This is a genomic window from Myxococcus sp. AB036A (genome assembly GCF_006547355.1).
GTDB classification, from domain to species: domain Bacteria; phylum Myxococcota; class Myxococcia; order Myxococcales; family Myxococcaceae; genus Myxococcus; species Myxococcus virescens.
The window spans coordinates 1-13,394 of sequence record NZ_VHLC01000161.1 but is presented as its reverse complement, the minus strand read 5'-3'; the positions used below and the strand labels follow the sequence as shown (position 1 = coordinate 13,394).

The window sequence follows — 13,394 nt, the reverse complement described above, 5'->3', positions numbered from 1 at the left end:
GCCCCGATCAGTTCTTCCCGAACCAGGTCTCCAGGAACACCTTCACCGCGGGGTGCTCCGCCTCGCGGAGCTGCTCCGGCGAACCGCTGGCCACGATGACGCCCTTGGAGAGGAAGGCAATCTGGTCCGCCACGTTGAAGGCGGAGGAGATGTCATGGCTGATGACCACGCTGGTGACGCCCAGCTCCTTCTGGGCAGCCAGGATCATCTCGTCCACGTAGTCCGTGGTGATGGGGTCCAGGCCGGTGGTCGGCTCGTCATAGAGCACCACCTTCGGGTCCATGACGATGGCCCGCGCCAGGCCCACCCGCTTGCGCATGCCGCCGGACAGGTCCGCGGGGAACCGGTCCTCGACGTCCTTCTTCAGACCCATCAGGTCCAACCGCGCGCGGACCTTCTGGCGGATGACGTCCTCCGGATCCTTCGTGTGCTCCCGCAGCGGGAATGCCACGTTCTCGAAGACGGTCATCGAGTCGAACAGCGCGGCGGCCTGGAACACCATGCCGAACTTGTTGCGCACCTTCTGGAGCGCCTCGACGCCCATGGGGACGATGTCCTCCCCGTCGATGATGACCTGGCCGCGGTCCGGCTTGAGCAGGCCAATCATGTGCTTCATCAGCACCGTCTTGCCGGAACCGGAGCCGCCCAGGATGACGCAGGTGCTGCCGGCCGGCACGGTGAGGTTGATGCCGGTGAGCACCTTGTGGTCGCCGAACGTCTTGTGCAGGTCGACCACCTGGATCATCGGCGTGCCGGACGCCGGAGCGTTGGAAGCCGGGGGCGACATCAGAAGAAGAGGACGCCCAGGATGAAGTCGAGGATGAAGATGGACAGGGCGCTGGCCACCATCGCCTCCGTGGTGGCCTGCCCCACGCCCTTGGCGCCGCCCGAGGCGTTGAAGCCCTTGAAGCAGCAGATGAGGGACACCGACAGGCCGAACACGGCGCCCTTGAGCAGGCCCTGGAAGATGTCCTCGGGCGCCAGCCACTGCTGCGTCCGGGAGAGGAAGGTTCCGGGGGAGATGCCCAGGCCCCCGACGGCCACCACGTAGGCCCCGCCCATGCCCATGGTGTTGAAGAGCATGGTGAGCGCCGGCACCATGAAGAGGCCGGCCAGCACCCGGGGAACCAGCAGGTACTGCACCGGGTTGACGGCCATGGTCTCCAGCGCGTCCACCTGCTCGGTGACGCGCATGGTGCCCAGCTCGGTGCACATGGCAGAACCTGCGCGCATGGTCACCATCAGCGCGGAGAACACGGCCGCCAGCTCGCGGGTGAGCGTCAGTGCCACCGTGGGGCCCACCAGGCTCTCCGCGTCGAAGAGCTGAAAGGCGGTGGAAGTCTGTAGCGCGAAGACCATGCCGGTGAACGTGCCGGTGAGCGACACGATGAAGATGGACCCCACGCCCACGAAGTCCAACTGGGCGAAGAGGTTGACCAGCCGGAAGGGGCGCCGCACGCTCCAGCGGAACACGGCCAGCCCCATGGTGATGATTCCGCCCAGGGTGCTGACAATGTCGATGAGGCCCTGGCCAAAGCTCGTGACGGCCTGGGTGATGGGCCCGGGCTCGCGTGCTGGCTTGCTGGGGGTCTGCGTGGTCATGCGTTCGGGGCTACTCTTTATGGCGGCCCGGTGGCCGGCACAAGGCCCGGGGAGGCAAGCGACGAAGACACTTCCTCCCTTGGAAGCGATGCCGTTATGTTCCGCGCCCCTTTACTCCCATGCCCGGCGGCGTCCCCTGCCGGGCAGAGAAACAGACGAACGAACATGGCAACTCATAAGGTCGGCGGCGAGGTGGATGCGCTTTGTACCCGCTGCAAGCTCACCCTCGCGCACACCATCCTGGCGATGGTGGGAACGAAGATTGCTCGGGTGCGCTGCAACACGTGTGGCGGAGACCACGCCTATCGCGCGGCGCCTGGTGCGACGGATCGCCCCTCGTCCAGCACCACGCGCACCCCGCGCGCGTCCTCCAGCAGTTCGAGCGCGTCCGCGAAGGCGGAGAAGGTCATCATCTCCTTCGAGGAGCAGCTCGCTGGAAAGGATGTCGCCAACGCGCCCCGCTACAGCCCGAAGGACACGTACAAGGTAGATCAGGTCATCCAGCATCCCACCTTCGGCACGGGTTACGTGTCGGCCGTTCGCGGCGACAAGGTGGACATCACCTTCCGCACCGACACCAAGACGCTGGTGCACGGCCGTGGTGGCGGCCCGGTGGAGAAGCCGGTCTTCAACCCGCCCAACCGGCAGGTGACCGGACCCGCGGACAAGCCCCTGCCCGTCAGTGACAGCGCCGAGCCGGCGCCCGCTGACGGCGCCGAGCCGCCCCCCGCGTCGGGAGATTGACCGGGGCCGCACATTCATCAGGAGGGGCACGGACGATGACACTGCGCGCGCTGCCCCTCCTGATGGTCCTCGCCATGCCGGTGGCGGGGTTGGCGGCCACACCTGACGTCACCGTGTCCTGGTCGCCCGAGCGCATCGTGCTCGGCACCGATGCCCCGGTGACGTTGAAGGTCCAGGTCCCCGCCGGCACGGGAACCCTCTACGCCGCCGCATCCACGGGCACCTTCGTCTCGAACCGCGTGGAGCGTGGTGCGGTCCGTCTCTTCCAGTGGCGGCCTCCTTCCGTTCGTTATCCGCACGTGGCCGTCCTCCTCTTCTGGACGGACGCTCCCACTGCGGACGCGCCGCCCCCGGTGACGGTGGTACGGCTGCCGCTGGTGGGACTCACGGAGCTCGATGTCGCCACGGCGGCGGGCGCGCACGTCGAGGTGGAGGTCGCGAATCGTCGCTTCGGCCCTGTTCGGGCGAACGCCCGGGGACAGGCCCGCGTGCCCGTCGAAGTCCCTCCTGGCGTCCGGCAGGCACGAGTGCTGGCCACGCGAGGGACGCTTCGCACCGATGCAGCCGTTCCACTGGACCCGCCGCCGGACTCGCCGCTGGCCACGGCACTCACGCCGCCTTCCCTGCCCTCCGTAGAGGGAGGCTGGCTACTGATGGCGGGCGAAGCGCCCCTGCGCGCCGGTGACGTCGACGTGGTGGCGAAAGGCGCGGCGGTCGCCCCTCCCGAAGAGGAGAGTCCGACGTCAGCGGCGGTGGCCCCGACCTCCGAGGACCCGCGGACGACGGGGCCTCTGTCAGATGCGGCAACGCGGACGGCCCCCGCGAGAAGCGGCTCCGCTCCGCCAGCACAGGAGCTTCCGACGGAAGATGCGCCCCACTCGGCCGACGTCGGAGCCAATGCCCAGGACGTGCTGCGTGTTCGCGTCGTTCCAGCTTCCGGAGCCAAGCGGGTGAAGGTACGCGTCCGCCACCGGGACCAGGCGCACGCAGCACACACCGAGGCCGGCGTCACCGTGCGGTCCACGCCCGTCACCGCGCCCGCATCCGAGGCGGTCGACACCTGGCGGAGTTCGTTCTTCCTGCTCGCGGGAGGAGTCATCGCGAGTAGCGCCAACACCGGTCCATCGGGCGGTGTCGGCGTCTCGGTCCTCACGCCTTGGTGGAGGCACCGCATCGCGGCGGAGCTGGAAGTCGGAGCCCGCACCGCCATGTACGGTGGCCCGGTCGAGGCGCTCGGAGCGGTCCACTCGCAGGTGCTGGCCTTGCCCCTGCTGCTCTCCGTTCGCGCGGAGCTCTTCCGCCGTGGCGCGTTCTCCCTCCACGGGCGGGCAGGCGCCGGTCCCGTCCCCTTCCACCACTACCTCTCCAGCGAATTCCAGGGCGAAGTGAAAGAGAGCAGGGTCTCCGGCATGGGCTTCGTCTCCCTACAAGCGGCCCACCGCTTCGGCCGCTGGAGCGCGTTGGCGGAGGCGCGAGGCGCCTGGGCGCCGGTGCACACGCCCTGGCTGGACAGCCAGCTCGGCGGGCTCGCGATGTACCTGGGCATGCGGTTCGAACCGTGAACCGGCCCTGGCTTCAAAGTGAAGTGACGGACGCCCGCAGCAACTCGCGGGCACGGGCCATGTCCTCAGGCACGGGCGCCTCCACGGCGCGCGCCTCGACTCCTGCCAGGGCAGGCCACTCCACACGCGCGGCATGAAGCGGCGTGCGTGACAGCACCACCGAGTCCCCCTCCCCGCCCAGGTCCTTCTCGGTCAGCGGCGCCTCGCGGCCGTACTGATGGTCCACCAGCAGCGGGTGCCCCAGGGACAGCAGGTGCACGCGAATCTGGTGCGTCCGCCCCGTGAGAGGCTCGGCCTCCACCAGGGACGCACGCTCGAAGGTCTCCACGGGCCGCACGCGGGTGCGCGAGGCCTTGGCTTCCGTATCCCCAGGCCGAGCCACGCGCATGCGCCCCTTCCTGCCGGCCACCAGGGGCGCATCCACCATTTGCGGCGCTTCGACCCGGCCCTCCACCAGCGCCACGTAGCGCTTGCGCACCTTCCCCGTCTCGAAGGCGCCCGACAGGGCCCGGTGCACCGCGGCGTCCAGTGCGAACACGAGGGCCCCCGAGGTGTCCCGATCCAACCGGTGCACCACGAAGATTTTCTGGCGCCGCTGCGTCTCCAGCAACTCCCTCAGCGAGGGGCCGCCTTCGCGCCCGGGAATGACGAGCATCCCGGGCGGCTTGTCCACCACGAGCACGCCGCCGCCCTCGAAGAGGATGCGGACGTCCGTCACTCGTACTCCGACGCCGGCACCACGGTGATGGGGCCCAGGCCCTTGAGCTGCTTCTTCACCACGTCCGCCTTGCCCAGCACCACCACGGCGGGAGCCTGCGCGAAGCAGTACTTCTTGGCGGCGGCCACGACTTGCTTCGGCGTCACCGCGCGCAGCCGGTCCCGGAACCGCTCCACCCAGTCATCCCCCAGCCCGTGCAGGCGGGCCTCGGCGATGCTTCCGGCAATGGACTCGTTCGTCTCCGTCCGCAGCGGGTACAGGCCGGCGAGGTAGGCCTGGGCATCCGCCAGCTCGCGGGGCTTGAGCCCCTTCTCCCGGACGCCGCCAATCTCCGCCAGCGCCACGTCGATGATTTCGCGCGTGGACTCCGTCTTCGTGAAGGTGGACAGCGCGAAGACGCCGGCCGCGTTCATCGAGTCGAACCACGAGCTGACGCCGTACGTGAGGCCGCGGTTGACGCGAATCTCGTTCATCAGGCGCGAGGTGAATCCACCGCCCAGGGCGATGTTCATCGCCGTGGCGGGGAAATAGTCCTCGTGGCCCATGCGCATGCCGGGGCCGCCCAGCCGCACCTGCGACTGCGTCTGGTCCGGCTTGTCCACGATGATGACCCGCCCACCCAGGGCAATGCGCTCCGGCGCGGGAATGGCCACGGGCGCATCCGGCCCGCCCGTCCAATCAGCGAAGGCGTCTTCCGCCGCGGCAGCCACACGCTGCGGATCCACCGCGCCCACCACGATGAGCATGGACACCTTGGGGCCCATGCGCTCCTGGTGGAAGCGCACCACGTCATCGCGCGTGAAGGTCTTCACGCTCTTCGACGAACCGCCTACGTCGTGGCCGTAGGGGTGGTTGCCCCAGAGCGCGCGGACCATGGCGCGGTCGGCGATGATGGACGGGTCGTCCAGGTCATTGGCGAACTGCGCCAGCTCGCGCTCGCGCGCATCGTCCACTTCGGACTGCGGGAACGTGGGCTCGCGCACCAACTGGCCCAGGATGTCGAGCATCTGCACGAAGTGCTCGGACGGCGTGGTGAGGGCCACTGACAGCGTGTCTTCACTCACACCCACGCCCAGGCTGGCACCGACGAACTCCACCGCTTCGTCGATGGCCTGCGCGTTCATCCGGCGGGTGCCCCGGCGCAGCAGCCGGGCGGTGAAGTCCGCCAGGCCGTGCTTGCCATCCGGGTCGGTGGCGCTGCCCGCGCGAATCACCAGCCGCACGGACACCATGGGCAGGGGCCCGCGCTCGGCGGCGATGACCTTCAGGCCACTGGACGTAGTGCTTTCGTGCAGCGTGGGAAGCGTGAGGGCGCTCGTCGTGGCGCGGGGCGCGCCGCGCTTCAGCGGAGCCTTGCGAGCGACGGGGGCCTTGCCGCCGGCGCGCTTCGCCGGACGTGCGGGGGACTTTCGGGAGGGGCTCTTGCGAGAAGCCATATCGGGAGGTTTCCTTGTACGGACCGGGCTCAGGCTTCGGTGGGCGCGGGAACCAGCGTCACCACGGAGCGGCGCTCGGGCGCGAAGTACTTCGCGGCCACGGCCTTGACCTGGTCGTTGGTAATGGAGGCGTAGGTGGAGGGCAGCGTCAGCAACCGGCGCCAGTCGCCGAGCAGCGCCTCGTAGTGGCCCAGGGCATGCGCCCGGCCGCTGTTCGTGGCCAGCTCGCGCAGGTGGTCCGAGCGCAGGTTGTTCTGCGCCTTCTGCAGCTCGCGCTCGGTGATGCCCTCGCGCGCGATCTTCTCCAGTTCGGCGTACAGCGCGGCCTCCACCTTCTTCGGGTCGGAGTCCGGCTTCAGGGCCAGGTAGAAGAGGATGGTGCCCGGGTCGATGCGCCAGCTCCAGTCGAGCATCAGCGACACGGCCAGCTTCTGCTCGTACACCAGCGAGCGGATCAGCCGGCTCCCCTCCCCCTTCGTCAGCACGTACTGGATGACGTCCAGCACGAAGGTGTCGTCATCGCGCGCGGCCGGCCCGCGGAAGCCCAGCATCAGCGCGGGGGACTGCGCGGGGTGGCGGACCTCGGCGCGGCGCTCGCCCTTCTGCTCGGGCTCCGAGTTGAGCACCGCCGCGGGCGCGGGGCCCTTGGGGATGTTCCCGTAATACTTGCGCACCAGCGCCAGCGTCTTCTTCGGGTCGATGGCCCCGACGATGTAGAGCACCGCGTTGTTGGGCGCGTAGTAGGTGCGGAAGTAGTCCTGGCAGTCCTCGCGGCGGATGGCCTCGATGTCCGCCATCCATCCAATGACAGGCCAGCGGTAGGGATGCGCCTTGTAGACGAGCGTGCCCAGCTCCTCGTCCATGAGGCCGAAGATGTCGTTGTCCACGCGGACGCGGCGCTCCTCCTTCACCACCTCGCGCTCGCTGGTGAGCGTCGCCTGGGAGATGCGCAGCGAGCGCATCCGGTCCGACTCCAGGTCCAGCACCGTCTCCAGCGCGTCGGCGGAGAAGTCGTCGTAGTACACCGTCAGGTCGGTGGACGTGTACGCGTTCGAGCGGCCGCCGTTGGACTCCAGCGTCTTGTCGAACATCTTGGGGCCGTACTTCTTCGCCCCGTTGAACATCATGTGCTCGAACAGGTGGCTGATGCCGGTGATGCCGGGCCGCTCGTTGCGGCTGCCGACCTGGAACACGGTGTAGAGACTGACGACAGGAGCCTGGTGGTTGGCGAGCAGCCGCACCTGGAGGCCGTTGGGAAGCGTGGCCTCGTGGACGTCGAACAGGGACTCGAGTGCGGGGTCCGCCACGCGAGTGGGTACTTTGCTCGGGGAAGCCTTGGACATAGGACCCCGAACCTAACCAGAGCGTGGCTATAGATCCACGACACCCGCACGCAAGGCCATCACCACGGCCTCCACGTGAGAGTTGACGCCCATCTTCCGGTAGATATGCGACAGGTGCGTGCGCACCGTCCGCCGCTCCAGCGTCATCACGTGCCCCACCTCGGCGTTGGACAGGCCCTTGGCCACGTAGCGCAGCACCTCGAACTCCAGCGGCGTGAGCGACCAGGGGTTCTCCGGCTTCTTCTCCGCCTGGGTGGACTTCGCCTGCACGGACTGGAAGTAGTTCCAGAAGCGCTTGGCGATGATGGGCTCCAGGACCGTCCCGCCCTCCATCACCTCCTGGATGCCGGAGCGGATCTTCTCCGGCCCCACCCGCTTCACCAGGTAGCCGGAGGCCCCGGCCTGGATGGCCTCGTAGACCTTCGTCTCGTCGTCGAAGGACGTGAGGATGAGGATCTCCACCTCCGGGGCGCGGCGCTTCACCCGCTGGGTCACCTGGATGCCGTTGATGCCGGGCAACTCCAGATCCAGGAGGACGAGCTGGGGGCGGAGCTGGACGATGTCCTCCACCGCGGCCTCCCCTTCCTGGGAGGTGCCTACCACCTCCAGCTCGGGGAAGGTGGCCAGCACCTTCACCAGGTTCTTGAGGAGCTGGGGTTGATCCTCGACGACGAAGATGCGGGTCGGGTCCATGGTCACCGCCTCGGAGATGTGAACGAGTCCACCAGGACCTTGAGGTGCTGCCCCCGCTTGATGCGCAGGTCCAGCTCCTTGGGCTCACCGGTGGCGACGGACACCAGCTTGATGCGCCGGGTGCCCACCTTGACGGGGTATCGGTTGAGGGGCGTACGACGGCTCAGCCGCGTGCCGTCGACATAGACGGTCGCCGGCACATTGGTGGTGATGGTGACATACGCGCGCTGAGACTTCGGGGGAGGCTTCGGCTCGGGGGCCGCGTCCTCCTCGCCCCCTCGCGACGCGGCTTCTGGAGCGGGCGGCGGCGGACGCACCGGCACCTGCGGCGGCGGCGCGATGGGCACGGCGGGCGGTGGGCCCACGAGGGCGGCCTCGGCCTGCGCCTCTCGCGGGGCCTCCTCTGGCGCGGGTGCGGCATCACCACCGAGCTGCCACGCGGCCACCAGGAAGGTGACCAACCCCACCCCGGCAATGGCCGCCGCGATGCCCAACCGGCGTCCATACCGGTGCTGGGCCACGGACAACCGCTGCTCCGCGCTCACCAGGCGCCGGTGCACGTCGGACGTCGAAGGCAACGCCGGATCGGACGGCGGCATCGCGATGTCGTCACGCGCTCGCGCCGAGGCTGGCTGCACCGCGGGCAACACGTCCGGAATCGTCTTGGGCCCCTTGGCCTCCACGGGTGCGCGGCGGATCCGAGCGCCGCGGCGACCTGGCGCGGAGACGGAGATCGAGCCCTCGTCATCCGCGGACGGCTCGGGCGCGGAGAAGTCCTCCACGACCTTGAGGCGCGGGTTTCGCCCGATGCGGGTGTGGCCGCTCCCTCCCCCCACCGATGACTGCTGGCGGCGAGGCTTCGGCGGAGCGGCGCCCGGCGGCGCTTCCCACCCCTGCTCCAGCGGTCCGGCGGGAGCGGGCCCGGTGTCCTCCCCCGGCGCGGAGGTGGAGTCGGAGGCGGACGCGCGCGAAGGTGCCCGCACCCGCGTGGCCGCGTCCGCCACGTCCCGCTCGTACAGCTCCGGGCGGTACTCCTCGAACGCGGGCTCAGAGGCCTGCTGCGTCTCCGCGTTGGCCTCGTCCTCGGTCAGCGCGCGGCTGTATGGGGCGCGCTGCACCACGGACTTCTCGAGCTCCTCCGCGCGCAGGTCGTCCATCTCCGCGCCGGAGATGGGCTCCAGCGTGAAGGGCTCCTTGAACGGCGGGGGCCCCGAGCTGACGAGGCTCATCTCGTTGGGGAACAGCTCCCGCACGAAGCGGCGAACGTCGTCCGCCGAGGGCATGCCACCGGTGGCCGCGAGCTGATTGCGAAGCGACGTGGCGAACTCACCACAAGAGCGGAAGCGGCGCTGGGGCGTGGGCTCCAGTGCGCGAAGGATGAGCGGGTCCAGGCGTGAATTGATGCGCCGGTCCACGCGGCTGGGCGGCGGCAACGCCTCGCTGCGCCGCGTGGACACCCCGCCGCTGCCGGGCACCACGGGCTCTCGCTGGGTGAGCAGCTCGTAGGCGATGGCGCCGAGCGAGTAGATGTCCGACTGCGCGGAGTGCGGCTCGCCCCGTGTGACTTCCGGCGCGCGGTATGTACCGCGGCCCCGGTGGCCAAACGACTTGCGCAGCTGGGGCACGGCCATGAGGGCGCGCAGCGCGCCGAAGTCGCACACCGCGGGCAGGCCGTCATGCGACAGCACCACGTTGCCCGGGGTGATGGCGCCGTGCACCACGCCCGCTTCGTGCGCCTGATGCAGGGCCTCCAGGAGCTGGATGATGATGTGGAGCGCCACGGTGGGCGGCAGCACCACGTCCTTGGAGTGCAGGCGCTGGAGCGCGGTGCCCAGGGTGAAGCCGTCCACGTCCTCGCGGACCACGGCCAGGCGCTGGCGGATGACGCCCAGGTCCACGACGTGGAGGATGCCCGGGTGCCGCACGGGCTGGAGCAGCCGCGTCGTCTCCGCCAGGTCATGGGCATAGGCCGGATCGGACGTCCTGGGGTGGAAGAGCTTCACCACCACGGGGATGCCGGGAAGCTCGAGGCCCTGGTACAGCTCGGCCAGCTCCCCGCCTTCCACCTTGCCCGTCAGCCGGTACGTGGCGGTCATCGCTTCTTTCGCGCCGGACGTCGCCGCGTGACGGCGGAAAAGACGAAACCACACCACACGCACGACTCACCGCGGCGACCGCGCGGCAGCTCCAGCGTGCACCCCGGGCAGCGGGGACGGGCCCTGGCCGGACGCTCGGCCGCACGCTGGGCGGTTCTTCGCGCGGCGGGCTCGGTGGCGGCGACTTTCAGACGCAACCGGGCCTCCAGGCGGCGAACCCGATCTTCGAGCGCGGCGATCCGGGCGGACAGGCGAGCTTGAACCGCCTCGGGGGCCTCCGAGGGCTGTCGTCGGGTGGGCGAGCGCATCGCAGTCCCCGAAGCGTGCCATGCCGGCTCCAAACCCCGCAAGGTAAGAGCCGGGCCACCCACACGCGTGTTATGTGTCTGAGTCCCTTGGCACCATCACTTTCCCCGTTCCGTCCCATCCCGGGTGGGCCCACGCCGGACCCGCTTCACGGGAGCTTCCGTTCTCCCCTCAATCGCTCCCGCGCCGAGGACGCCGCGCAGCGGGCCGATGGACTGCTCGCCGACGAGGAACTCACGCGGCTGCTCACGTCCCCCCGCGAGCGCCGGGTGGTGGTGCAGCGGGCGCGGGACATCTTCGTCAACCGCAACCTGCGCATGTCCAGTGTCGAGCTGTTCGGCTTCGACATGGATTACACGTTGGCCATCTATCACATGCGCCGGCTGGAGCAGCTGTCGTTCGACATGACGCTGGCGAAGCTGGTGAGTGAGTACGGCTATCCGCCGGTGGTGGGCGGGCTGCTGTACGACCACCACTTCGTGATGCGCGGGCTGGCGGTGGACCGCGTCAACGGCAACATCCTGAAGATGGACCGCTTCGGCCACGTGGGCCGCGCGTACCACGGGCTGCGCCCGCTGAAGCGCGAGGTCTCGCGTGAGCTGTACCGGAACAAGCGCGTGCGGCTGCGCAACCCGCAGTTCGCGTGGAACGACACGTTGTTCGCGCTGCCGGAGACGTGCCTGTTCGCGGGCATCATCGAGCTGCTGGAGTCGCTGGGGCACACGGTCCAGTACGGCAAGCTGTACGACGACATCCGGGAGGCCATCGACACGGTGCACCGGGACAACTCGCTCAAGCGCGAGGTGCGCAAGGACCTGGCGCGCTACGTGTTCCTGGACCCGGAGCTGGGGCCGGCATTGCACAAGCTGCGCTCGGGCGGGAAGCGGCTGTTCCTGCTGACGAACTCCGCGTGGGACTACACGGACGCGGTGATGAAGTACCTCCTGGACGGGCAGCTCGCGGAGTACCCGAGCTGGAGGAACTACTTCGACGTGGTGGTGACGTCGGCGGGCAAGCCGGGCTTCTTCACCGACTCACACCCCTTCCTGGAACTGGATGCCTCCACGGAGGAAGGCCGCGTGTTGGGCGAGGCCACGTCGCTGGAGCGCGGCAAGGTGTACTCAGGCGGCAACCTGGCGCGCTTCGAGGAGCTGACGGGCTTCCGGGGCGAGAACATCCTGTACGTGGGCGACCACATCTACGGCGACATCCTGAAGTCGAAGAAGTCGTCGCTGTGGCGCACGTGCATGGTGGTCCAGGAGATTGAGGACGAAATCACGTACACGGCGACGCGGCAGGAGGAGATTGGAACGCTCTCGCAGGTGGAGGTGCTCCGTGAGCGCCTGGACGACGAGGTGAACCACCACAAGACGCTGCTCAACATCCTGGATCGGCGGCTGGAGCGAGAACAGCTGGCACCGGACGAGCGGCTGGGCGTGGAGGAGCTCCGCAAGCAGACGAAGGCGGAGCTGGACCGGATGCGGCGGGCCTTGAAAGAGGCCAACGAGGTCGCGGACACGCTCGAGCAGGACGTGGAGGAAGGCTTCAATCCGTACTGGGGGCTGCTCTTCAAGGAAGGCAACGAGAACAGCCGCTTTGGCTACCAGGTGGAGCAGTACGCCTGTCTGTACACGAGCCGGGTGTCGAACTTCCTGCACCATTCGCCCATGCAGTACTACCGCTCACCGCGGGACAAGATGGCCCACGAGCAGGCCGGAGCCCTGTCCGCCCGGCTCTCCCCGATGGGCAGCGAAGGCCCCCCGAAGGGCGCCGGGAACGAGTAGGCCGCATATGACGTGCCAGAGCCTCCCGTAGGATGGGAACCTGTCAGGTAGTCACCCCTGGAGGTCGGGTGCTACCTTGAGGACTTCACAGGTTCCGTTCACGGCGAGGCGTGGGCATGAGCAGGGGCAGGAATCGGAAACCAGCGACCTACGAGGACATCGAGCAGCTTCCGGTCGGTTGGGTCGGTGAAATCGTCGATGACTCGCTGTACGCCTCGCCCAGGCCCGCCTACGGGCACCTGCGCGCTGCCGCCCGGCTGACGAGCCTCCTCGCACATCCCTTCGAACTCTCACGTGAGGGTCCTGGTAGCTGGTGGTTCCTGGTTGAACCTGAACTCCACTTCGCTCGCGATGTGGTGGTGCCCGACGTGGCCGGGTGGCGCCGAGAGAGGCTGCCAGAGCCCCCAGACCCCGAACTGCCCTGGATCAGCACTGCGCCAGACTGGCTGTGCGAAGTCCTGTCCCCCTCCACGCGGAGCCTGGACCGGGTCCGAAAGATGCCGCTGTACTTCCGCGAAGGCGTGGCGAACGTGTGGCTCATCGACCCCGTGCGCCAGTCCCTGGAGGTCTACCGGCGTGGGACCACGAACTGGGTCCAGAGCCAGTTGTTCACGGGGAACGTCACCGTGAGCGCGGAGCCGTTCGAGGTCCTCCCCTTGGACCTGGGCCTGCTGTGGACGCCGCGAATGGGAGGCACCGTGCAGCCGTGATAACGGCCCTCACGGCTCGGCGGAGGGCCCCACGCGGCCCCAGATGACGTCGGTGAAGCGCGAGCCGGGCTCGTCCTCCAGGCCCAGCTTGCGAAGGTCGTCCGTGTACTTCGCGCCCTTCACCACCACCCACCGTCGCGCCACGCGCCGGGCTTCCTCCAGCGTCTCCTGCGTCAGCGGCGCGTGTTCCGCGAAGCGGCGCAGCATGTCGAACGCCGGCTGTGACTTGCGCGGCTTCGCGAACATCGGATCGAAGAAGACAACGTCGAACGCGCGCGACGGCAACGTCTTCAGGTACTCGCGCGCATCCGCGTGCACCACTTCAATGGGCCCTGAATCCTCGCCCAGCGCATAGCGCCGCAACCCCTCCCCCGCCACCGCCCCCAGCGCCAGGCTCCGC

12 protein-coding genes are annotated in these 13,394 nt (G+C 68.9%); 4 read left to right on the top strand and 8 right to left on the bottom strand.

The features are described from left to right. Positions 1–7 precede the first annotated feature (7 nt). Positions 8–745 (bottom strand): ABC transporter ATP-binding protein, encoded by a 738-nt coding sequence (locus tag FL344_RS36510; protein ID WP_141621757.1) that lies wholly within the window; start codon positions 743–745, stop codon positions 8–10. A 41-nt stretch (positions 746–786) separates the two neighbouring features. Beyond that, positions 787–1,602 carry an ABC transporter permease gene (locus FL344_RS36505; RefSeq protein ID WP_090492530.1) on the bottom strand — a complete coding sequence of 272 codons (816 nt, stop codon included), beginning with the start codon at positions 1,600–1,602 and terminating at the stop codon, positions 787–789. A 30-nt stretch (positions 1,603–1,632) separates the two neighbouring features. Between FL344_RS36505 and FL344_RS36500 the strand changes: the two genes are divergently transcribed. Together FL344_RS36500 and FL344_RS36495 are read left to right on the top strand one after the other, a co-directional pair. Beyond that, entirely contained in the window at positions 1,633–2,346 is a 714-nt protein-coding gene (locus FL344_RS36500) for a hypothetical protein (RefSeq protein ID WP_141621756.1), read from the top strand. A 35-nt stretch (positions 2,347–2,381) separates the two neighbouring features. Continuing rightward, a complete protein-coding gene (locus FL344_RS36495; protein ID WP_194863393.1) occupies positions 2,382–3,908 on the top strand; it encodes a hypothetical protein in 1,527 nt (508 codons plus the stop codon). A 13-nt stretch (positions 3,909–3,921) separates the two neighbouring features. On the opposite strand, the gene FL344_RS36490 is transcribed toward FL344_RS36495, so the two are convergent. From FL344_RS36490 to FL344_RS36470, 5 genes are read right to left on the bottom strand one after another with little or no spacing between them, the layout of a single operon-like run. Beyond that, positions 3,922–4,626, bottom strand: a complete 705-nt coding sequence (locus tag FL344_RS36490) for an RluA family pseudouridine synthase (RefSeq protein ID WP_141593971.1) — start codon at positions 4,624–4,626, stop codon at positions 3,922–3,924. Continuing rightward, entirely contained in the window at positions 4,623–6,062 is a 1,440-nt protein-coding gene (locus tag FL344_RS36485; protein WP_141621754.1) for a pitrilysin family protein, read from the bottom strand. Before FL344_RS36485 ends, FL344_RS36490 begins: the two co-directional genes overlap by 4 nt. Before the next feature lie 29 nt (positions 6,063–6,091). After that, positions 6,092–7,405 (bottom strand): pitrilysin family protein, encoded by a 1,314-nt coding sequence (locus FL344_RS36480; protein ID WP_090492520.1) that lies wholly within the window; start codon positions 7,403–7,405, stop codon positions 6,092–6,094. 27 nt (positions 7,406–7,432) lie between these two features. Beyond that, entirely contained in the window at positions 7,433–8,098 is a 666-nt protein-coding gene (locus FL344_RS36475; protein WP_186817824.1) for a response regulator transcription factor, read from the bottom strand. Positions 8,099–8,100: 2 nt separating this feature from the next. After that, a complete protein-coding gene (locus FL344_RS36470; protein WP_228565626.1) occupies positions 8,101–10,194 on the bottom strand; it encodes a serine/threonine-protein kinase in 2,094 nt (697 codons plus the stop codon). A gap of 380 nt (positions 10,195–10,574) precedes the next feature. On the opposite strand from FL344_RS36470, the gene FL344_RS36465 reads away from it, so the two are divergent. Next, complete coding sequence (locus tag FL344_RS36465; protein ID WP_141621752.1) at positions 10,575–12,284, top strand: HAD-IG family 5'-nucleotidase; 1,710 nt, start codon at positions 10,575–10,577, stop codon at positions 12,282–12,284. A gap of 116 nt (positions 12,285–12,400) precedes the next feature. After that, the gene (locus FL344_RS36460; RefSeq protein WP_194863392.1) at positions 12,401–12,994 is read left to right on the top strand and encodes a Uma2 family endonuclease; all 594 of its coding nucleotides are present in this window, start codon (positions 12,401–12,403) and stop codon (positions 12,992–12,994) included. Positions 12,995–13,003: 9 nt separating this feature from the next. Here FL344_RS36460 and FL344_RS36455 read toward each other — a convergent pair. Then, positions 13,004–13,394, bottom strand: a 391-nt coding sequence (locus FL344_RS36455; protein ID WP_194863391.1) for a class I SAM-dependent methyltransferase, incomplete at its 5' end; no start/stop codon positions are given.